Here is a 21,553-nt window from a genome sequence, read left to right on the forward strand (position 1 = left end):
CTATGCCTCCTTCTCAAAACCCGTTTTTAAGTTCAGTGCTTTCTTCAATTGCGGGATCATCAGACAAATAGCTAAGATGATAGCGGAGAACAACTTCAGATAAGTCGTGTCAAACCCTAGTTTGATTACTACTAAAATCAATAGTTGATAAATGATACTGCCGACAACAATAGCAATCAATCTTTCTGCTAGCGTCAATTCTTGGAAAATCACTTCACCGATGATGATGGAAGCAAGACCGATGACGATCACGCCAATCCCTTTATTTACATCTGCATATCCGTCATTCTGGGCAATCAGCGCACCGGATAATGCAATGACACCGTTCGACAAAGTCAAACCTAAAATTTTCATACGATCGGTTTTTATCCCTAACGACCGAGCCATCGTTTCGTTGTCTCCTGTCGCAATATAGCCTTGACCTAAATCTGTATTGAAGAAGAATAGCAGTACAGCAATCAAGATGCCCAAAGAGATGAAGCCAAGAAGGACTGTGTCAAAGTAATCAGGTAATCCAAAGCGATGAAAGCTGTCTTGTAGAATCGGATGATTCAATAAAGATAGATTGGGTGTTCGCATCACAAACAAAATAACTGAGTTCAATCCTGACATCACTAAAATCCCTGCTAGAATAACCGGTATCTTTCCTTTTGTATAAAGTAACCCTGTAATGAGTCCTGCTACCATACCAGCACCTACGCCCAATAACGTAGCTAAAATCGGTGCTACCCCATGAGTGATAGCTGTCACACAGACAGCAGCACCTAATGGGAAGGACCCTTCTGTCGTCATATCAGGAAAATCTAAGATCCGATAGGTCATGAAAATCCCTAATCCTAATATTGCCCAAAGCATGCCTTGTGAAATAGCTAATACGATCATTTGTCATCCTCCTTAGATGTTTCTTGTTGCGACTCATCTGTAATGATTTTGGCTTTTTCTTTCATCGATTGAGGAATAGTGATTCCTAAGTGATCAGCCTGAGATTGATTGATCACTGTATCCCCTTGATCAAACATATAAACAGGTGTCGTTTCCGGTTTTTCTTTTCCGCTCGCAAGTTCTGCCGCCATCTTACCGCTTTGAAGCCCTAATTGATATTGATTGATCCCGATTGTTGCTAGTCCGCCTTGTTCTACCATTGTATCAACAGAAGGAATGACGGGGATATTTGCTTTATTCGCTTCTTTAACCACTGTCTGCATAGCATTGGCAATCGTATTGTCTAATGGAACATAGATAAAATCGACTTGTCGGCTCATCACTTGTACCGTTTGTGCAATCTCATTAGTGGAAGGCACCGCATATTTTACTGCTTCTAACCCTTCTTTTTTTGCAGCTTCTTCCGCTTGTGCTACTTGGTATTTTGAATTATCTTCCGAAGAAGCATACAAGATCCCGACTTTTTTTGCATTTGGCAGCAAATCAGAAGCAAGCTTGATTTGTGAAGCAACAGGTGGCTGATCAGAAACACCTGTCACGTTTCCACCAGGTTTCTCTAAAGAACCAACTAATCCAGCCCCCACAGGATCCGTTACAGCACCTAATACAACGGGAATCGACGAAGTCGTGTTTGCTAATGATTGAGCAGCAGGCGTTGCGATTCCGATCAAAACATCAGGATCGGATTGTACTAGCTGTTGACTCATTGTGGCTAGCTTGCTCTGATCGGCTTGTCCATTTTGAAATTTGATTTCAAGATTTTCTCCTTCTTTTAATCCTTCTTCTTTCAGACCATCTTTGATCCCTCGATAAATCTCATCTAATGCCGGATGGCTCACATATTGCAATACCCCGACAACTGTTGTTTTTTTTGTCTGGTTCGTCGAAGTACTTTCTTTTTCTCCTGAGGCTTTTCCATAAATAAATGCACCTGCTAAATAAACTAAAATAATTACTACAACTGTTATTAAACGTTTGTTTTTCATTTTTTCCTCCTGCAAAGTCAATCTTTTTATTTATTAAAATCAGGCAAGTATCCAGTCTACAAAAAAAGACAATGGCCAAAACGGTCATTGTCTTTACACAAAAAACCGCATAGATAGGATCTATGCGGCAGTCAATGTTCATGTCTAGCATAGATACAAGCTTTAGAAATGCACTCTAAAAAGTTGTATCTATGGGAAAGTTTCACCATTAATACAACTTATCTACGCCATCTGCGCCAATTTTTTTTGTTCTCTGCTGAAATACGTTTTGATAAGTTCATTACAGGTCACCCTTTCCTTAAGAATTGATTTAAGTCTAATCGAATTTTTGAATTTCGTCAACTATATTTTTTATTTTTTTCATTTGTTATTTTGAAGATCAAACATCACTTGTTCTGATAATTAAAAATAGCGCTATATAGAGCCACCATTTCATCACGTTAACAACTCAATTAGCAGTCTCGGCATTTGGGGAAGCTGTTCCTGTTCTATCCATTTCTTCTTCTAATTGTTTGATATTGGCTAACGGTAGTCGATTCAGCTCAGGGATCAACTCCTTATCAAAATCAGTTATTCCTCCCTTACCCGCAGTTATCCGATTTGCTTCTTTTCCTCCATCAAAGAAAATAAATGTCACTTCATCCGTTCGTATGTTATATTTTTGTTCCAGTTCATGTACGTCATAAACGATCGGATAATAAAAGATCGGTCGATTCAATTCTTCCATAAGCTCAGGGTCATTAAAGACATCCAGCATATCCTGATAGGTTTTCCCGTTCGGTTTGCTGAACATCACCGATATCGCTCGGCTTTGTTTGATTTTCTGATCCGCTTGACTGTAATCAAAAGGTTTTAATTTGCTAGTTGGTATGGATGAATAAACGAGACTATTTACTTGCTCTTCTCGGATTTTTTCCGGCAACAAAAACATCGCAATTGTTAGTAGCAATGATAAGATGAGCAGAAACACAAGACGTCGAAAATACTTAATTGGATTTTCTGCGAATGACACTGAGAAATGATCATTCATTTCTTGTACTCTCGATTTAACTGCTTCCCAAATAACAAACACCTTCTTTTCTACTTTTTCTCCTATTTTTTATTATACCTAAAAATTTGGATTTCAACGATAAAAACACTGTTTTTTATGTAATTAGTCCAATTTTTTCTAGACTTTTACTTCACTATTCGGCCAAATTGGTTTTTCTTCTTTTTTTCGTTATAATGAATATACTTATGAAAAGAAATGAGGAATGAACCATGTCCTTTGATGGTGTATTTACCCATGCGATGGTCAACGAATTGCGTGAAACGTTACTATCTGGCCGGATCTCGAAAATCCATCAGCCTTATGAAAATGAAATCGTGCTGGTGATTCGTTCACGCGGCAAAAACCATCGATTATTATTATCTGCGCACCCTAGTTATGCTCGTGTACAGATTACCCAAATCGATTATCAGAATCCTGATAATCCGCCTAACTTCGTGATGATGCTTCGAAAGTATTTGGATGGTGCTATTTTAGAAAGCATCGAACAAATCGAAAACGATCGAGTGATCCATTTTCACTTTGCTAAGCGCAACGAGTTGGGCGATTTACAGAATATCATATTGATCGTTGAATTAATGGGGCGTCATAGTACGATCGTCTTAGTTAATCAAGAAACTGGAAAAATATTGGACGCGATCAAACACATAGGAAGCTCTCAAAACACTTATCGTTCTTTGCTTCCCGGCGTAGAATACATTGCTCCGCCAAAACAAGAGGTCTTGAACCCATTTAGCTCCGATAAAGAAAAAATCTTTCAGCGACTTTCTCAAACTGAACTAGAACCAAAAGCAATCCAATATCAGTTTCAGGGAATCGGTTTCGATACTGCTCAAGAGCTGACCAAGAGATTGCTTGAACGTCCTAATGAAAAAATGGTTGTTTGGGACGAATTTTTCTCATCGATCATCAATCACCCAGACCCTACTTTTTACGAAACGACAAATAAAGATTTCTTTACGCCGATTGTTTATCAGGTATTTTCCGAACAAGCATCTGCTGTGACAACTTATCCAACACTCAGTCAATTATTAGATAGCTATTATCACGAAAAAGCGGAGAAAGATCGGGCAAAACAACAAGGCGGAGAACTGATCCGAAAAATCGAAAATGAACTAAAACGAAATAAAAATAAATTGAAAAAACGTGAACAAACACTCAAAGAATCCGAAAACGCTGAGAATTACCGTAGAGATGGCGAACTACTTACTACTTTTCTGACACAAGTACCACGTGGCGCAAAAGAAGTTGTTTTACCTAATTATTATGAAGAAGACCGGCCAATCAAAATAGCATTAGATCCGGCGTTGACGCCAAATCAAAATGCACAGAAATATTTTCATCGATACCAAAAGCTGAAGAACGCCGTTAAGTTGATTGGCGAACAAATCCAAGAAGCCAAAGATGAAATTCAATATCTTGAATCTGTCTTGTCTCAACTGGAAATTGCCGGTCCGATGGATATCGAAGCAATCAAAGAAGAATTGACTGCTGAGGGCTATTTGAAAAAGAAGACACAGAAAAAACAAAAGAAAAAGAAACCATCTCAGCCTGATCAATACTTTTCTTCTGACGGAACGCTCATTCTTGTTGGTAAAAACAATCTTCAAAATGACCAGCTGACAATGAAAACAGCTAAGAAAACCGACTATTGGCTCCATGCAAAAAATATCCCTGGTTCGCACGTCATCATCAAAAGTGATCAACCTTCAGATGAAACAATTACCGAAGCTGCCGAGTTAGCTGCCTATTTTTCAAAATATCGATATTCTGCCCAAGTACCAGTTGATCTTGTACAAGTGAAGCATATCCGCAAGCCAAATGGTGCCAAACCTGGTTACGTCATTTATGAAAATCAGAAAACAGTCATCGTGACACCAGAAGAAGAGAAAATTATAGCTATGAAACAAAACGGGTAATGAATGTATTTTCTTAGAATCATATTTTCGTACTTTTTCATAAAAGCAATCAGTTATAAATTGCTTTCTATAAAAAGAGGGGTTGTGACAAAATTCGTGTCACAACCCCTTATTTCGCATAAACTGTTTTGTTTGGCTGTTCTTTCTACTTAATATCAGTCAGATGTTCCGTCTGCTTTTCTTAATTCTGTTGGTCCAGTAACCGAGGAAGCTCTTTGATAAATCTTTGAGCGATTTCACTGAGCGGGCGCTTTGCCGAATAAATGATATAAAATTCATTTAGCTCGCCTTCTGCTAAAGGAATTAACCGCAAGTGCTCACGAATTCCTCCAATCACAATACCAGACCCTGAAGCGTACGCATCAGTTTCAAGAACGATATTCATCAAAGTCCCTCGATCACTGGTATAGATCACTGTTTCTTGATCAGGAATCTCGATAAGGTCTTCATAAAAATACGGAAAATTATTTCCATCCTGTGTAAAACGAACTTGAGGATAAGATAACAATTCTTCTTTTGTGATCTCTGCGTGTGTAGCTAGCGGATGTCCATGCCTTAAAAAAATGTGTGTTTTAAATTTTCCAATGCTGCGGCCACTTAGTTCTCCTTGTTGCAAATATCTTCTGATACCAACTTGATTATGCTCGTTCATATAAATAATGCCGATTTCACTGTGCTGCTCTTTGACTTCTTCGATCACTCTCGCCGTCGTCGTCTCCATGATCCGAAATTGTTTGATTTCATCTTTGAATTCCTCGAGTAGCTGTGCGGTCAAAGGACCTAAGAAATCATAATGCTGGGCAGCGATTGAAAAATTCTCTCTCTTTTCACTCGTTAGATAGTGACTTTCTAATGTATCAAGCTGAACCAAGATTTTTTCGGCACGATTTAAGAAATCTTGTCCTTCTTCTGTTAAATATGCACCTCGATTCGTTCGAGTAAATAGCGTGATTCCTAACTCGGTCTCTAATTCTTTGATACCAGCTGAAAGACTTGGTTGTGAAACAAACATTTTCTTTGCAGCTTCTCTGAAACTACCATTATTTGCCACAGCGACCACATATTTCATTTGTTGAATATTCATTGCTCAAACTCCTCAAAATAATAAATTTCTCTTCCATTCAAGGGTTGAATTGGTCGGTTGTTCGGCTGTGCATACTGCCCTTTGAAGGGTAGAAGAAACTCTTGGTTCAATTTTTCTACATGATCCATCACAAACCATTGGATTGGTCCGCTGGTAGGTGGAGTTGTCAATGAACCTACATAATGAAAATGGCTTTTTTTCTCTGGAAAAAAGACATCTGGATTTACCCAGTGTTCATGTTTTTCTAAATTCCATCTCTCTCCATTTTCTTGATTATAAAACCAACCTTCCTGTTCCATTAACTGATACATGACGCCCACGACCAGATTCTCTTTTTTGCTGTTCATATGAACAAAATGAAACTCAATATCTTCCTGTTTCCCGTCGATGATATGTTCTGATGGTAAGTGGAAATGAATATCTGTCAAATAATAGCGTTCTTTCTTGAACTCTACATAACTGAGTTGATCAAAAGGTACTAAATGAATCGTATTTTTGAATTCCTTGTCAGTGAAGCGTTGCTTTTGATAATGAAACGAAAGTGTCTCTCCTTTCATTTTTATTTCTTCACCTTTTGTTAAATGAATAGGTGACTGCAACGGAAATTCCGCACCTCTCGCAAACCAATCACATAAATTCGCCCAATTTTCCGGACCTCTGTCTCCAGAATAGCCCCATTCGACATCCATATTCTTTTTCAACTATACTTCCCCCTGCATCTCATATCGTTTTTATTTTTCTTCTTTCTTTACAATCGTTGAGACAGTTTCTAAAAACGCCTCTTTTCCATAAAATTCCTGGTTCAATAGTTCCGGAAATATCTCTTTAAAGAAATACTGAACAGAAGGCCGATGTTCAAAGCTTTTGATAGTCGTCACTGCCTCAATGAACATCTCCTTGTAAACTTTTTCTGGATTATTTTTGATGATTTCATCAAAAGACTCATAAAGAAGGTCAACCTTATCTGAAATGGCTAATAGTTCTCCTTCTACAGTTTCATCTTTTCCCTCGAACAACCGACGGCGATAAACTTCTTGGAACTCAGCTGGAATCTCTTGATTGATGAATTCGTCCGTCATCTTTTCTTCAACTGTTTGCAGCATCCCTCTTAATTCTTTGCTTGCATATTTCACTGGTGTTTTGATATCACCAATAAAACGTTCTGTGTAGTCATGATTCAGTGATTTTTCATAGAGCAGTTTCCAATCAATTGGCTGCCCATTTGCTTCTTCAATGTCTCCTAGAACTTGCGCAATAGATGCTACACGATACGAATGTGCTGCGACTGTATGCTCCGTATATTTAAAAAAACCAGGTGCCCTTGTGATCGTCTCTAAATTGTTCAATCCTAAAATAAATTCATTCAATCCCATAAAAGTTACCTCCCTTTGAGATTTCTTTTTCCGAATATCATATCATTAAATAACTGACATTCGCAACATTTCCGCTCTTTTCCATTTTCGCAACAGCTCGCTTACCAAAAAATAGAGAAACTCTCGATAGAATAGAGTGCAGAGAAGAGATTATTCTCTTTTCTCTGCTAATTAGTCTTAGCAAAATAAATTTTGCAAAAATCAAAAACTGATCACGATAGAAGTTTCTTTTCATATCTGATGAAAAGATGCTTTTCGCAATCAGTTTTTGGATTGTTTTTATATCGATTGATAGCCATTTTTTCTCACAATCAATTAATTATATGCTTAAGATTCTTGTTCAAAAATTTCACGAAGTTTCGGGGCATTTAAATCTTTTTCAGATAGTTGAATCAATCTATATCGTAAGTTTCGATTATTTGAATGATATCGTTCAAGTCATCAATCACGATATCTGCTTGTGCCTGATCAAGGGGCAGATCTTGCTTTAATGCAATCGTATATAAATTAGCTGCTTTTGCTGACGCAATACCAACAGGAGAATCTTCTACTGCGATGCAATGTCTACCATCCAATGCATTTACTGCGATTTGATAAATTTCTGGATGTGGTTTGCTTTTAGATAGCTTTTCTCCTGAAATGACAAAATCGAAGTATGGTGCTAAAGCATTCTGTGTCAGCATTTTGTCGATTTCTCTTTGAGGAGAAGAAGAAGCAAGAGCAATTTTGATACTTTTCTTTTTTAAATAATCCAAGATGTCTTCCGCACCCTTTCGCAGTGCTATTTTAAAGTCAATAGGATGTTTTTCCCGGTACGCAAGGTATTCTTTTCTAAGATCAGCTCGTTGGTCTTTTTCTGAGACCAATACTTCCCAAATCCCATTTTCTGTCAGTCCAACGAAATCCAACTTATTCGTCGAACCTGGTAGGATGTTTTTTTCTTTGAAAAATTGCATACGTCGATCAAAATAAAAATTTTCTGAGTCAATTAAGACACCATCCATATCAAAAATCATGCCTAAATTCACAAACCTTCCTCCTATCCATAAATAATTTCATGAATCAATCGTAATTCCAACGTGGAAATCTTGATAGTATACTCACTCTCTATTTCGAAAAAGGCACGATGGATCTGTTCCATTTCTGCACCTGCTTGAGTCGTATATTCCTCTATATCTTCTTGTTCATCCACACTTTCTTTCCTTAAAATTCGTTCAATCATACAGCAGCAATGTAGGTATAGTAAAAACAACTTACTATTAGATAGAGTGATCTCTAAGGTTTCCTCAGCTACGGATACAGCACTTTGCACTAAACGCAACAGTTTGGTTGCGTCCAAAATCGTTAAATTTTCGATGATTTTATTAATTGAAAAACTGAACATCAGCTGTTCTTTTAAATCTTTATCACGTATGTCAAAATAATCTTGTAGAATTGAAATGAACTTCTCAACATCTTCACCGTTAATTAAATGATCAAGACCAATATAAGGAACCTGTTCGATTTTGGGATCTTCTGTTCCTACAATCATCAATACTTCATATATTTGGAAAGGATCCTCATACATTTTATTTTTTTGCAATTTTTTGTAATCATACGGAATAATCGTCAATTCTTTGCAATGATTTTCTAAACAAGATTCCAAAATCTCTTGTATTTGAGTAGCTGAACCTATTCCGGTGTAACAGCAAGTTAAGATTGCCTGTGTTTTTTCTTTTTTTGGTAGTATTAGTTGTTTTTTTACTTTGTTTTCTATATCGATTTTTTGGCTGATTTCTGCGATAGACATTTGTCTTTGAATCAACTGCCCAATCTCCAATACAAGAGGCGTAGAGACATAATCGATAATCAGCAGTGGACCACGTATTTTATCTGCTAGCTTTTTTCCGATTTCGTTCAACGACCCCATATCTACTAATAAAATCAACCCGGCGTCCGTTTGATGATCATTGATAAAGCGAATAACTTGTTCTTCTACTTTAGCTAACGTGATATTGATTGGCATATCATAAGCTTGAAAGATATTCTGCTTCAGTATCCGATTGCCTACGTTCGCCATACTGCTAGCAGTAGAATAACCATGAGCTAAAATGATACTCTTGATTTTCTTTTCTCCTAGCGTGATCTGCAACCCATGAAAATAAAAGGAAATAAAAATCAAATCTTCCTCTTTAAAATCTTGATCTAATTGTCGAGAAATATGTCCTAGTACTTTTTTAGCATACCAATAAGAAGTATCTATGGAACTCGAAACCAATTCTAACAACTTGTCTTTGACACTTTGCCATTCATGATTTTCTGCAATCATATCTGTGTTGTTTTTATGGTAGAGATACTGTGCTAGGGCAATCACACGATTACCATCTTGTTCCAATCCGTAGTTTTCATGCATCCAATCAAAAGTTTCTCGTATCTGATAGGTTAGTACAGAATAAAATGATTCTTCTTTCGAATAACTATCTTTAAAAATAAACTCGTCCATCAAATGATTGATTCGATTTACCGTATGATCAATAAAATCTTTGATCATTAATTCTTGCTTTTCAACTTTTTGATACATTTGCACTATTTTTTCAAATAACTGTCTGATTTGCCTGACTTCTGAAGATTCTAAAAAGACTTGGTTAGCTGTATGCGGCAAATATTGGCGGTCTGGTAAAGCTTTAATCGTTTTTTTTAGCTGCTCTTTTAGCTGCATGGTATTTTCAGTTGGAAGATCCTTCAAACGAACCTGCATGGTATTTTCAGTTGGAAGATCCTTCAAACGAACTCGAATAGACAGACTATTTTGGTTTTTGGCGTACGCACTACCGCAGACATATTTCACGATGTTCTTTATCTTCCCTACATTGCCTTCTAAGTCACTATTAAGCAAAAAGTCCACTAGTTGATAACTTACATCGATGCGTTTTGACAAAATATTCGCTTCATTGATAAAAAATGTGTCTATCAGTTGCATACGTTCTGATTGCGGACGACGTTCATAATTCGGCAACATGACAATCACTGGCAAACGGCGAATAAAGGTCGGCAAAAATGTTTGATAGACATTCTCAGTTGTTGCAAATATCATACGGACGTTTGCTTTATGTCTGATTGCATTGTCCCCCATCGGTGAAATTTCTCCTGTATCCATAAATGTAAAAAGCTTTTCTTGCCCTTCATCACTTAAGCGGTGAACCTCATCCAAAAATAATACGCCATTATCAGCTTTTTCTATCAATCCAATATGTTCTTTTTCTGCTCCGGTAAATGCTCCTTTGACATGGCCAAACAAAGCAGAAGACAAGAGTTCAGGATTGTTGAAATATTGGGCACAATTATAAGAGATAAACGGAGCATCTTTTGGGATGACCTTTTCTGCTACAGCATATTCATAGATTTTTTCTGCTAAAAATGTTTTTCCTGAACCGCTATTGCCCGATAAAAGAATAGGTAACCCATTCCCAGGATAAAGTACTGCTGTTTTTATTTGATCAACTGCTTCTCTTAAGCTGCCATTTGCTCCAATCACCGTTTCTAATGCATTGGCTTTTTCTGCTGCAAATAAGTCTTCCCAAGTTTCATATTCAGATTCTCTGTGAAAAATGCCAAGTTCAGCTAAAGCTTCAACATGTAAAAAAGAGACGGGGTAACTCTTGACCTTGACCAATACTCCTTCTTTCATTCCTTGATTTAAGTAGAAGCTTGTTGTACTTCGATTCAAACCGACATTTTCGCTAATTGATAAAGCTGAAAAATCTTCTGCATGATGCTCACTGTAATTTTTTGTCAGCTCTTTTAAATATTTTTCTACTTTTTTGTTCATGATCAACACCACCCAATTTACTCTTGCTCAATCAATTGTACGAGAATAAGAAACCCTTTTCAATGCAAGGGAAGAAAAGCCGAGGCACTTGGCCTCAGCTCTAGTTTAATACTCTAATTTCCACATATAACGACGCTTTGTCAGTGGATGCTGGCGTACTTCAGCTAATTCTTCTGCATAGACGCGGAATACTGCTGTGATGACGAATGGATTGAAGTAATCAAGAACCTCTTTCGCAATGTGGGCAGACAGTCCCCAATCCAGTGCATCTACGATTTCTATTTTTGCATCGAAACGATTCAAAAAAGTCAGTGCTCGGGCATCCATTTGACGCGTACGACCATCATTCATCAATAAGATAAATGGTACGTCTTTGTCCGTGATTTCAAATGGACCATGGAAAAATTCACCAGAATGGAAAGTACCAGAGTGAATCCATTGCATCTCCATCATTAAACAAATAGAAGTGGAATACGCAACTTCATGAGTCGCTCCTGAACTCATAACATATATCACCTTTTCATTTTTGAAACGTTCGGCGAATTTTTTTGCTTGTAGACGTGCTCCCTTTGCACTTTCTTGCGACAAATCATAAATTTTGTCGAAACCATCCATCATCTTATCGTAGTCTTTATATCCTTCGATCTGATTTAGTAGTTCAACTGCAAGTTCTAAGCAGTAACCTGTTTTTTCTAGTTTTGCTGCGTAATCTTCTGTGAAACGATGATAAATCACATAGTCTGCGTCTTTCGTTAACGGAGAATCTACGCTATGTGTTAAACTAATAACTGTGGCACCTTGTTCTTTCGCTACTGCGTTAGCTTGAACAGTTTCAGGAGTCGTACCTCCCAATGAAGCTGAAATAACTACAGTATGATCGTTGATCGAGCGAGGTGTCGCATAATTGAATTCATTTGCCGTAAAGTGGCTGATACGTAATTTGTTTGCGTTTTGTTCTAAAAAATATTTTGCTGGATATAGATCTGCTTTCGATGCACCACAGCCGACAAATACGATGGACTCCACCTCTTTGTTCGCGATGATTTCTTTGACGATATCTTTTGGACTTAATGTTGAATTCATGTTTGAATTCCTCCTCATACTATTTATTTTTAACCTAAATTAGGTTGGTCCCTTAATTAAAAATCCCGCATAAACTTAGTAAAACACCACCAGCGATACAAATAGTGAGCATCAAACCGGTCCGAACTTTCTTTTGCAACAACCAATACATAAAAAACGTCAGCCCTAAAGGAATCAACTGGGGCATGATATTATCTAAAACATCCTGTAAAACAAACGCCTTGCCGAATCTTAGCGGCGTGGTGATCCCAATCATACTAGCAATCATGGCTCCAATGACCATCAAACCGATAATCGTACAAACATACATCACTTTATCCATCAAACCTTCTTGATACAGTTTCGCTAAATATTTATTCCCAGTATTATAACCAATTTTTCCGCCATAATATGTAACGAAAAAGGACGGAATGAAGGAGATGATAATGGCCAAGATAGGGCCTAAGATACTACCTTGCTGAGCGAGATTGATTCCAAAGCCAAAGGCCAAAACACGTATGGTTCCTTGGAAGAAAGAGTCTCCGATTCCTGACAAAGGGCCCATAAGCGAAGTCTTCAAAGCACTGATGGTTTCCGGATTGAAATTCTCTTGATCTTCGGCATATTGTTCTTCCATAGATGCTGTTAGTCCTAAAACGAATGAACTTGTTTGCGGCGTACAATTGTAGTAAGCCATGTGCCGCTCATAAGCATCGATTTTCTTTTGTTTGTCTTCTGGCTTGTCATAGATTTTATCGATGATTGGTGCGATACCATACATAAATCCCATATTCATTTGTCGTTCGTAATTCCACGAAGCTTGTATTGCCCACGAACGCCAGAAAAATTGCCAATACTTCCAACTATTTTGATCTTTCTTAGTCATAAAAAAACTCCTTTCTATAAATCATCTAAAGGATCAGGTTCGCTTACAGCTGTCCTATTATCTTTACCATTGAATTTGACTTGTGCCATCACAAAGGCCACAATGCAAGCAAAAGCTGCGATACCTGTGATGCTTAATCCGGAGTAAGCTGTGATTAGAAAACCAAGTAATAAAAACGGGATCATTTTTTTCGTCAACATCGTTTGTAACAACAAAGCAAAACCATATGCTGGTAAAATTTTGCTTGCTAAAGTCAGACCATTTGTCAACCATACTGGGATACTGCTCACGATATTTTTCACTAAATCTGTTCCAAAGTAAACAGCTAAAAAGATAGGGATAAAATACATCAGTGAATATAAGACCGTACCATAGATTATGTGGATCCGTCGTGCTCTGCTGAACTTTCCTTCATTGATTAAATTATCTGCCCAATGTGTCAGATTTGAGAGTACCGTCCGCATCAATATTCCAAGCATTTGTCCTAATACAGAGATTGGAATGGCAATAGTCAGAGCAGTTTCAGCATTGGAGCCAGATAGAATAGCAAAAGCTGTAGCAATAATGGACGCCATATTCATATCCGGTGGCGCTGCTGCTCCGATATTTACCAGACCAAGCGACATCAATTCCAGAGAAGCACCAACCAACAAACCTTTTTCCAAGTCACCTAATACTAACCCAACTAACGTACTCACGATTAAAGGCCGTTCAAAATTCATCCTCCCTAGTAGTCTAGAGTCCAAGATGCACATGATTCCGACCAGACCTAAGGCAATCGATTGAAACAACATAACGTAAACTCCTTTCTTTTTAAATCATTGTATTCAAATCCTCTTTTTTGGAGGTTGGAACCTGTTGCATGAACTGTTTGATGCCCATTGATTTTAGTACTTTCGCATCTTCTATCTCATTTTCAGTCAAGAAGATAGCATTACTGAATTGTTTTGATCCTTCTTTTTTTATGATGCCTCCGTAATTGATTTCCTTAACGTTTGAGTAACTTTCGCAAAACTGACGAACATCCTTGGTATTTCCAAAGATCATCATGATGTTTTCACTCAATGCTTCTATTTTAGATATTTTTGTCAAGGTATTTTCAACGGTAAATATATTGAGTTTGATTCCTTGAGGTTTTGATAGTTCTAAAGACATTTTTTTAAATTCATCATTGGCTGCTTCATCATTCACCACCAGAATTCGGTTGATTTGTAAAGATTTACTCCAAGAAAACACCACTTGTCCATGTAACAATCGGTGATCGATACGAATGAACTTGATCATAGATCATCTCCTCCTTCATTTGATTTTTTTAGTAATCGATTGCAATCAATCAATGACTGCCGACTTTCTTCGATAATCAATTCTAAATCTGCAGCAGCAATTGGGTTAACTTGCGTGGCGATTGAAATCACTAAGGGTAGATTCATTCCTGTGATCAAGCGTATTGCTGGCTCTTTCTTTAACAGTCCTATCATTTCATTATTGACACTTCCTCCTAAGATATCTGTGAGAATAAATAGATTTTCTTTTCCTAATTTTGAAACTATACTTTGTATTTGTTGTTCTATCGGCTCATCTTCATCGCGATAAGCCGATAATGCATAAATATTAGTGGCAGGTCCCAAGATCATTTCAGCTGTTTGTTTTAGACCTTGAGATAATGCGCCATGACTAGCTAGAATAATCGTATTCATTTTTATTTCCTCCTCGCTGACAGTTTTATATAAAGCAAATACCGTGCCAACTTCTGTTCAGCCTGTAAAAGCTATAGTTACAACTATTTCCCAACACTTTTATCATTTACTGATAAGTGTTCAATCTATTTTGTAAAAGTGTTGAACTGCTTTTCTACATATATAAAACAAAAATAGCCTCTCGACTGTGGGATAGGAACACAGTTGAGGGGCTGTTTTTGACTCGTTGAAGTCGTTCATACTTTGTGTAATCAGCGCTATTGAAGATCATGCATATGTATTTTATGGATGTATCTCCTCATCCAAATCATCCATGCAGGGTTATGAAAAAAATAAGGATACAGTTACATAAACTGTATCCTTAAAAAATATAACGGTGTAGAGAAATGGTAATTTAGAAATATTCAAAATAATATAGCTTTATTTCTTCAATTATCTAAGTATTTTTGTACTTAAAACTGCCAATTTTCAGGATCTTTTTTCCATTCTTTTAGCAGAGTTAATTCTTGCTCATCGATATAACGATCTTCTAAAGCTGCTTCGATCAATACAGAGTAATTGGTCAACGTCATAAGAGGGATTTCGGCTTTTTCGAAATTTGCTTTTCCTTTTGGCAACTCATACGTAAAGATAGCTGCAACACCAAGGATAGCTGCACCTTCTCTTTTTGCTGCTTCAGCTGCTTCCAAGACGCTACCTCCTGTAGAAATCAGATCCTCGATCACAACCATCTTCTGACCTTCAACTATACGCCCTTCGATTTGGTTGCCTTTCCCATGATCTTTCGCCTTACTTCGAATATAGACCATTGGCAAGTCTAATATTTCCGCTACCCATGCAGCATGAGGAATTCCTGCCGTTGCAGTTCCAGCAATTACTTGTACTTCAGGGAAAGCTTCTTTGATTTTTCTTGCTAAGCCTTTTGCGATCTCTTTTCGGACTTTTGGATAGCTCATCGTGATTCGGTTATCACAGTAAATGGGGCTTTTGATTCCACTTGCCCAAGTAAAAGGATTACTTGGATTTAAAAATACTGCTTCAATCTCTAATAGATCTTTTGCGATACTTTGTTCTACATTCATTTTAGGTTGGCTCCATTCTGTTTGAATCGCTCGGTATGCTTCATAAGGATCAGTTGCCTGTGTGATTGGTCGTCCCACAACGATGAAAGTTGAGCCAATCTCTCTTGCTTGAGAAGGTGTGACTACTCTTGTCTGATCTCCTACGACTGTTCCTTCTGGTCTTATCCCTGGAGTTAAGCAAACAAATTCATCTCCCGCCGTTTCTTTGATCGCTTCTACTTCCCAAGCAGAAGAAACCACACCATCTAATCCTGCTTTTTTGGCACAGTTAGCGTAATGGATCACACTTTTTTCTAAAGGAACTTCGATTAGTTGGTCTGCATGCATCTCCTCTTCACTTGTAGAGGTAAGTTGAGTGATAGCTAGAAGTAGGGGACGTTTCCCACCTTCTGGCGTTCCTTCTTCTAATCCACGCATTGCCGCCTCCATCATGCGAATACCGCCAGCTGCATGAACACATGTGACATCAACACCAAGCTTTGCCAGTCCCCGCATTGCTTTTTCGACCGTATTCGGAATATCGTGAAGTTTCAGATCTAAAAACACATCGTGACCAGCATCTTTTAAATAACGTACGATTTCAGGTCCTTCTTGGTAGAACAATTCCATTCCGATTTTCACAAACAATTTTTCTTCTTCTGGGAAAAAAAGAAGAAAGTCTTCTACTTCTTGCCAAGTTGAAAAATCTAATGCAATGATTGGTCGTTGGTTTAGTTGGTTCATCGTTCACGTTCCTCTCTCACTTCTTTGATTAATCTTTCCAGTGACTCAATACCTAGTTCGTTCATTCGCACTGGGAGCTCTTTGATTAGTTTAGGACAGATATAGGGATCGGTGAAATTCGCAGTCCCTATAGCTACAGCGCTTGCTCCAGCCATAAACATCTCAAGAACATCGTCCACTGTCTGCACGCCGCCCATCCCAATGATTGGAAGATTGGATATACTTGCCACTTGATGAATCAAACGGATAGCGACAGGCTTGATTGCTGGTCCGGATAGTCCACCTGTTTGATTGGCTAAAATTGGTTTTCTTGTCTTAAGGTCAATCCGCATACCAAGTAGTGTATTGATCATTGTAAATCCATCTGCCCCTCCAGCTTCGATTGCCTGAGCGATTGGAACGATGTCTGTCACATTGGGAGATAGTTTGACATAGACAGGAACAGAAGCAACTTTCTTTACTGCTTGTGTTAATTGAAAAGCAACATCAGGATCTGTTCCAAAAGCGATACCGCCATGCTTGACATTTGGACAGGAAATATTCAGCTCGATTGCTTTCACATTTGGCGCTTCGCCGATTTTGCTACAAACTTCTACATAGTCTTCTTCACAAGCACCAGCAACATTTGCGATGATGGGTAACTCATTGTACTCCTCTAATTCTGGAAGAAGTTTATTCATAACAACGTCTAGACCAGGATTTTGTAAACCAATCGCATTCAACATGCCAGATGGTGTTTCCGCCACTCTCGGTGTGGGATTGCCAAAGCGAGCATTTGGAGTCGTTGCCTTGACCATGATCGAACCAAGCTGATTCAAATCATAGTATTTTCCATATTCTTTGCCAAAACCGAAACAGCCGCTTGCTGGCATGATAGGATTTTTTAATTCTAGGCCAGGAAGTTTGACTGCTAAAGGATTCTCATTCATATAATTACCTCTCCTATTTTAAAAATCGGTCCTTCGTCACAAACTTTCACACTTTTTGTTCCTGTTTCATCTTCCGGCGTATGACAAACGCAAGCATAGCAAGCCCCTATCCCACATGCCATGCGGGATTCTAATGATAACTGGACATTTTGATGCGAAGAAAACAGCTGTTCCACTGTCTTCAATAACCCGTTTGAACCACATGCAAAAACTGCTGTAGGTTTCGTCTTCGTTCCTAATAATAAATTACCGACATTTCCGTGCATACCGTATGTGCCATCGTCAGTAGCGATTCTTGTTTCTCCAAGACGATTAAATTCTTTTTCATAATAAACGACTTCATGTGTGGCAAAACCTAAAAAGTGCGTTGGCTTGATCCCTTTTTTGACTAACTGCTTTGATAACTCATACAGAGGCGGGACACCGATTCCTCCACCGATTATAAATACTTCGTCTCCTGTATGAAGATCAGATAAATCAAAGCCATTACCTAAAGGGCCCATAACATCTAAATAGTCTCCGGCAGAAAGAGTAGAGAAAACGCTAGTCCCCTCACCTTCCACCCGATAGATAATACGGCAAGTATTTGTCTCGTGATCGATATGATTCAAGCTAATCGGTCGGCGTAGCAGCAAGTCTGCACGCGGCACGAGGATATGCAAGAACTGTCCTGGTTGCTGCATTTCTTTTACTAGATCACCTTTTAATGTCATTTCAAAAATCTTTGGTGCCAGCTGTTTTTGCTGAACGATTTCCATCATTTCTTGTTTCATCTGTCCCCTCCTGTAACGGATTTTCTTCTTTCGGTCTTAACATGTATACACCGTTAAATAGGGTTGGTTGAAAATGCACGGGATTCCATCACTCGAACGATCGCATCTGCTGTGTCTAAAGAAGTAAACAACGGAATACCATGTTCGACTGCTTCTCTTCGGATAATGAAGCCGTCTTTAGAAGCATTTCCCCGATCTTTATCAATCGTATTGACAACCACTTGTGTTTTACCATCTCGTATTAAGTCGACTACATTTTTTTCTGCTGCTTCCTCAGAAATTTTCGCAACTGTTTCAACAACCAAACCATGTTTTTCGAAATAGGCAGCTGTATGTTTCGTTCCTATCAGACTATAGCCGATTTCTGTAAAACGTTTAGCCAACTCTAGTGCTTCTTCTTTTGTTTCATCCGCAATCGTAAACAATACGGCTCCATATTCAGGCAAGTGTAATCCAGAAGCTTCGAATGCCTTGTACAAAGCTTTGTCTAATTGTCTGTCAGACCCCATTACTTCTCCAGTCGATTTCATTTCAGGCCCTAAGTAAGTATCGACTTTCTGCAATTTAGTAAAAGAAAAGACGGGCGCTTTAACATGGACTTCTTTTGTTTCCTTATAAAGTCCGTTTTCATAACCAAGTGCCTTTAATTTCTCTCCCAAAATAGCTTTCGTCGCAATTTGTGCCATTGGAATTCCTGTCACCTTACTTAAGAATGGAACAGTCCGACTTGCTCGAGGATTGACTTCGATCACATAAACCTCATTTTCATGGATGACGAACTGGATATTCATCATCCCGACACAGTTCAAACCTAATGCTAAACGGATCGTGTAGTCTTCGATCGTTTTCTTGATTGATTCAGATAATGTTTGAGGTGGATACACAGCCATTGAATCCCCTGAATGGACACCGGCACGCTCAATATGTTCCATGATCCCTGGAATGAGTACTGTTTCACCGTCACAAATCGCATCCACTTCGCATTCGCCACCAAGCAAATAGCGGTCCACTAGTACTGGATGTTCTGGAGAAGCTTTCACAGCATGTTCCATGTAGTCTTCTAAATCTCGCTGATTTTCAACGATTTCCATCGCACGCCCGCCTAATACATAGCTTGGACGAACAAGTACTGGATAACCAATTCTCGAAGCGATAACCACGGCTTCTTCTTTACTTGTAGCAGTATCCCCTAAAGGTTGAGGAATATCCAACTCTTTCAGCGCTTGCTCGAATAAATCACGATTTTCCGCACGATCCAAGTCTTCAATCGTTGTCCCTAAGATTTTTACACCAGCAGTAGTCAAAGGTTCGGCTAAGTTGATTGCTGTCTGACCACCGAATTGAACGATTACTCCTATCGGCTGTTCTAGCTCGATCACATTCATCACATCTTCGAAGGTCAATGGCTCAAAATATAATTTATCCGAAATAGAAAAGTCAGTAGAAACTGTTTCCGGATTGCTGTTCATGATGATTGCCTCGTATCCTGCCTGCTGGATTGCTTTGACAGAATGCACAGTCGCATAGTCAAATTCAACTCCTTGTCCGATACGGATAGGACCAGATCCCAGTACTAGAACTGAGGGCTTTTCTGATCGTGAACTTTCATTTTCATATTCATAGGAACTATAAAAATAAGGTGTTTTTGATTCGAATTCCGCTGCACAAGTGTCAACCATTTTATATACAGGAATCAAGTCATTTTCTTTTCTCATCTGGCGAACGGCTTCTTCGCTTATTTCCCACAGCTCCGCCACTTTTTTGTCTGTAAAACCGTTTTGTTTCGCTGTTTTCAATATCCTGTCATCCAACGGCTGCTGTTTCAACTGCTGTTCGATTTCTACGATATGCAACAGTTTATCTAAAAAGAATAAATCGATTTTTGTCAAATCTGCCAATTCTTCTATGGTGTACCCTCGTCTAATAGCTTCAGCTACATAAAACAGGCGATCATCTTGTGCTCGAACCACTTTTTGGATTAGGTCATCGTCCGTGATGTCTGCCAACTCAGGAAGTTCGATATGGTGTGTACCGATTTCTAAAGAACGCACAGCTTTCAATAAAGACTCTTCGATATTCCGACCGATAGCCATCACTTCACCAGTTGCTTTCATCTGCGTACCTAAAAGCCGTTCTCCGTTTTCAAACTTATCAAACGGCCAGCGAGGAATTTTAGCTACAACATAATCTAATGCAGGTTCAAATTCTGCAAAAGTCGTTCCTGTTACAGGATTTTTCATTTCGTCTAATGTTAATCCAAGCGCTATTTTAGCAGCTAGCTTAGCGATCGGATAGCCAGTCGCCTTACTTGCTAACGCCGATGAACGAGAAACACGCGGATTGACTTCAATCACATAATAATTAAAGCTATGTGGATCAAGAGCAAGTTGGACGTTACAGCCTCCTTCGATCTTAAGTGCTCGAATAATCGAAAGAGAAGCATCACGAAGCATTTGATATTCATGGTCAGACAATGTCTGGCTAGGAGCAAACACGATAGAATCACCTGTATGGATACCCACTGGGTCAAAATTTTCCATGTTGCAGACAACGATTGCATTATCAGCCGAATCTCTCATCACTTCATATTCAATTTCTTTAAAACCCGCAATACTTCGTTCAATTAAACATTGGGTAGCTGGGGAAAGACTTAATCCATTTTCTGAGACTATTCGTAATTCTTCTTCATTTTCACACATGCCTCCACCAGTCCCGCCTAAAGTAAAGGCTGGACGAACGATGACGGGATAGCCGATTTTATTTGCAAACGCTACAGCTTCTTCTACTGTATTGACGATTTCAGACTCGGGGATTGGCTGATTCAATTCTTTCATCAACTGTTTGAATAAATCACGGTCTTCTGCTTGATCGATCGCAGAAAGCTTCGTTCCTAGAAGTTCTATGTTCAATTCTTCTAAAATACCTGATGCTGCCAGCTCCATTGCCATATTGAGGCCTGTCTGTCCGCCTAAAGTTGGAAGGAGAGCATCTGGACGCTCTTTTCGAAGAATCCTTGATACAAATTCAAGTGTGATCGGTTCGATATATACTTGATCTGCCACTTCTTTGTCCGTCATGATCGTCGCAGGATTAGAATTTACTAAAACCACTTCATATCCCTCTTCTTTTAAAGCAAGGCAAGCTTGTGTTCCTGCGTAGTCAAATTCTGCGGCTTGACCAATGATGATCGGACCAGATCCAATCACCATAATTTTCTTGATATCTGTACGTTTCGGCATCT

At 38.6% G+C, this 21,553-nt stretch carries 19 protein-coding genes and 1 pseudogene; 1 reads left to right on the forward strand and 19 read right to left on the reverse strand.

Going from position 1 to position 21,553, the window contains the following annotated elements; all coding sequences use genetic code 11:
* From IGK53_RS06635 to IGK53_RS06645, 3 genes are all read right to left on the reverse strand, one after another.
* Positions 1–882 (reverse strand): ABC transporter permease, encoded by an 882-nt coding sequence (locus tag IGK53_RS06635; RefSeq protein ID WP_430604668.1) that lies wholly within the window; start codon positions 880–882, stop codon positions 1–3.
* A complete protein-coding gene (trpX, locus tag IGK53_RS06640; protein WP_002329188.1) occupies positions 879–1,928 on the reverse strand; it encodes a tryptophan ABC transporter substrate-binding protein in 1,050 nt (349 codons plus the stop codon). Before trpX ends, IGK53_RS06635 begins: the two co-directional genes overlap by 4 nt.
* A gap of 448 nt (positions 1,929–2,376) precedes the next feature.
* A complete protein-coding gene (locus IGK53_RS06645) occupies positions 2,377–3,000 on the reverse strand; it encodes a hypothetical protein (RefSeq protein ID WP_002309297.1) in 624 nt (207 codons plus the stop codon).
* Positions 3,001–3,188: 188 nt separating this feature from the next.
* Here IGK53_RS06645 and efbA point away from each other — a divergent pair, with 188 nt between their 5' ends.
* Complete coding sequence (gene efbA / locus IGK53_RS06650) at positions 3,189–4,895, forward strand: fibronectin-binding protein EfbA (RefSeq protein WP_002313779.1); 1,707 nt, start codon at positions 3,189–3,191, stop codon at positions 4,893–4,895.
* 181 nt (positions 4,896–5,076) lie between these two features.
* Here the strand turns inward: efbA and IGK53_RS06655 are convergent, their stop codons facing one another.
* The 16 genes and pseudogenes from IGK53_RS06655 to carB form a co-directional block, all read right to left on the reverse strand.
* Positions 5,077–5,979 carry a LysR family transcriptional regulator gene (locus IGK53_RS06655; protein ID WP_002329186.1) on the reverse strand — a complete coding sequence of 301 codons (903 nt, stop codon included), beginning with the start codon at positions 5,977–5,979 and terminating at the stop codon, positions 5,077–5,079.
* Positions 5,976–6,668, reverse strand: a complete 693-nt coding sequence (locus IGK53_RS06660) for a carbonic anhydrase family protein (RefSeq protein ID WP_002316248.1) — start codon at positions 6,666–6,668, stop codon at positions 5,976–5,978. Before IGK53_RS06660 ends, IGK53_RS06655 begins: the two co-directional genes overlap by 4 nt.
* Before the next feature lie 42 nt (positions 6,669–6,710).
* Positions 6,711–7,352: a YfbR-like 5'-deoxynucleotidase gene (locus IGK53_RS06665; RefSeq protein ID WP_002288886.1), complete on the reverse strand. Its 642-nt coding sequence runs from the start codon at positions 7,350–7,352 to the stop codon at positions 6,711–6,713.
* Between the two features lie 37 nt (positions 7,353–7,389).
* A complete protein-coding gene (locus IGK53_RS06670) occupies positions 7,390–7,668 on the reverse strand; it encodes a hypothetical protein (RefSeq protein ID WP_073357538.1) in 279 nt (92 codons plus the stop codon).
* 76 nt (positions 7,669–7,744) lie between these two features.
* Positions 7,745–8,380, reverse strand: a complete 636-nt coding sequence (locus IGK53_RS06675; protein WP_002309302.1) for an HAD family hydrolase — start codon at positions 8,378–8,380, stop codon at positions 7,745–7,747.
* Between the two features lie 11 nt (positions 8,381–8,391).
* Positions 8,392–11,160, reverse strand: a complete 2,769-nt coding sequence (locus tag IGK53_RS06680) for a sigma 54-interacting transcriptional regulator (RefSeq protein WP_002329185.1) — start codon at positions 11,158–11,160, stop codon at positions 8,392–8,394.
* A gap of 105 nt (positions 11,161–11,265) precedes the next feature.
* Complete coding sequence (locus IGK53_RS06685) at positions 11,266–12,243, reverse strand: SIS domain-containing protein (RefSeq protein WP_002313783.1); 978 nt, start codon at positions 12,241–12,243, stop codon at positions 11,266–11,268.
* Positions 12,244–12,295: 52 nt separating this feature from the next.
* Positions 12,296–13,108 (reverse strand): PTS system mannose/fructose/sorbose family transporter subunit IID, encoded by an 813-nt coding sequence (locus IGK53_RS06690; protein ID WP_002309306.1) that lies wholly within the window; start codon positions 13,106–13,108, stop codon positions 12,296–12,298.
* Between the two features lie 14 nt (positions 13,109–13,122).
* Positions 13,123–13,902 carry a PTS mannose/fructose/sorbose/N-acetylgalactosamine transporter subunit IIC gene (locus IGK53_RS06695; RefSeq protein WP_002313784.1) on the reverse strand — a complete coding sequence of 260 codons (780 nt, stop codon included), beginning with the start codon at positions 13,900–13,902 and terminating at the stop codon, positions 13,123–13,125.
* A gap of 19 nt (positions 13,903–13,921) precedes the next feature.
* Entirely contained in the window at positions 13,922–14,392 is a 471-nt protein-coding gene (locus IGK53_RS06700) for a PTS sugar transporter subunit IIB (RefSeq protein ID WP_002309310.1), read from the reverse strand.
* A complete protein-coding gene (locus IGK53_RS06705) occupies positions 14,389–14,805 on the reverse strand; it encodes a PTS sugar transporter subunit IIA (RefSeq protein WP_002309312.1) in 417 nt (138 codons plus the stop codon). Before IGK53_RS06705 ends, IGK53_RS06700 begins: the two co-directional genes overlap by 4 nt.
* Before the next feature lie 452 nt (positions 14,806–15,257).
* Entirely contained in the window at positions 15,258–15,887 is a 630-nt protein-coding gene (gene pyrE, locus IGK53_RS06710) for an orotate phosphoribosyltransferase (RefSeq protein WP_029680876.1), read from the reverse strand.
* 9 nt (positions 15,888–15,896) lie between these two features.
* Positions 15,897–16,610: pseudogene (pyrF, locus tag IGK53_RS06715) on the reverse strand (orotidine-5'-phosphate decarboxylase); the annotation flags it as partial.
* Positions 16,607–17,539 (reverse strand): dihydroorotate dehydrogenase, encoded by a 933-nt coding sequence (locus tag IGK53_RS06720; RefSeq protein WP_002309316.1) that lies wholly within the window; start codon positions 17,537–17,539, stop codon positions 16,607–16,609. The gene IGK53_RS06720 and the pseudogene pyrF, both read right to left, overlap by 4 nt.
* Entirely contained in the window at positions 17,536–18,312 is a 777-nt protein-coding gene (locus IGK53_RS06725; RefSeq protein ID WP_002309317.1) for a dihydroorotate dehydrogenase electron transfer subunit, read from the reverse strand. Before IGK53_RS06725 ends, IGK53_RS06720 begins: the two co-directional genes overlap by 4 nt.
* A gap of 53 nt (positions 18,313–18,365) precedes the next feature.
* Entirely contained in the window at positions 18,366–21,551 is a 3,186-nt protein-coding gene (carB, locus tag IGK53_RS06730; protein WP_002309319.1) for a carbamoyl-phosphate synthase large subunit, read from the reverse strand.
* Between the last annotated feature and the right edge of the window lie 2 nt (positions 21,552–21,553).

It is taken from the genome of Enterococcus sp. DIV1224 (assembly GCF_050555455.1).
Lineage (GTDB): Bacteria > Bacillota > Bacilli > Lactobacillales > Enterococcaceae > Enterococcus_B > Enterococcus_B lactis.

Bases quoted from the DNA above. Each gene is read 5' to 3' on its own strand.
- carB (WP_002309319.1), bottom strand. From the start codon at position 21,551: ATGCCGAAACGTACAGATATCAAGAAAATTATGGTGATTGGATCTGGT.
- IGK53_RS06720 (WP_002309316.1), bottom strand. From the start codon at position 17,539: ATGAATGAGAATCCTTTAGCAGTCAAACTTCCTGGCCTAGAATTAAAA.
- IGK53_RS06685 (WP_002313783.1), bottom strand. From the start codon at position 12,243: ATGAATTCAACATTAAGTCCAAAAGATATCGTCAAAGAAATCATCGCG.
- IGK53_RS06725 (WP_002309317.1), bottom strand. From the start codon at position 18,312: ATGAAACAAGAAATGATGGAAATCGTTCAGCAAAAACAGCTGGCACCA.
- IGK53_RS06695 (WP_002313784.1), bottom strand. From the start codon at position 13,902: ATGTTGTTTCAATCGATTGCCTTAGGTCTGGTCGGAATCATGTGCATC.
- IGK53_RS06700 (WP_002309310.1), bottom strand. From the start codon at position 14,392: ATGATCAAGTTCATTCGTATCGATCACCGATTGTTACATGGACAAGTG.
- IGK53_RS06635 (WP_430604668.1), bottom strand. From the start codon at position 882: ATGATCGTATTAGCTATTTCACAAGGCATGCTTTGGGCAATATTAGGA.
- efbA (WP_002313779.1), top strand. From the start codon at position 3,189: ATGTCCTTTGATGGTGTATTTACCCATGCGATGGTCAACGAATTGCGT.
- IGK53_RS06690 (WP_002309306.1), bottom strand. From the start codon at position 13,108: ATGACTAAGAAAGATCAAAATAGTTGGAAGTATTGGCAATTTTTCTGG.
- IGK53_RS06660 (WP_002316248.1), bottom strand. From the start codon at position 6,668: ATGGATGTCGAATGGGGCTATTCTGGAGACAGAGGTCCGGAAAATTGG.
- trpX (WP_002329188.1), bottom strand. From the start codon at position 1,928: ATGAAAAACAAACGTTTAATAACAGTTGTAGTAATTATTTTAGTTTAT.
- pyrE (WP_029680876.1), bottom strand. From the start codon at position 15,887: ATGAATGTAGAACAAAGTATCGCAAAAGATCTATTAGAGATTGAAGCA.
- IGK53_RS06680 (WP_002329185.1), bottom strand. From the start codon at position 11,160: ATGAACAAAAAAGTAGAAAAATATTTAAAAGAGCTGACAAAAAATTAC.
- IGK53_RS06665 (WP_002288886.1), bottom strand. From the start codon at position 7,352: ATGGGATTGAATGAATTTATTTTAGGATTGAACAATTTAGAGACGATC.
- IGK53_RS06705 (WP_002309312.1), bottom strand. From the start codon at position 14,805: ATGAATACGATTATTCTAGCTAGTCATGGCGCATTATCTCAAGGTCTA.
- IGK53_RS06655 (WP_002329186.1), bottom strand. From the start codon at position 5,979: ATGAATATTCAACAAATGAAATATGTGGTCGCTGTGGCAAATAATGGT.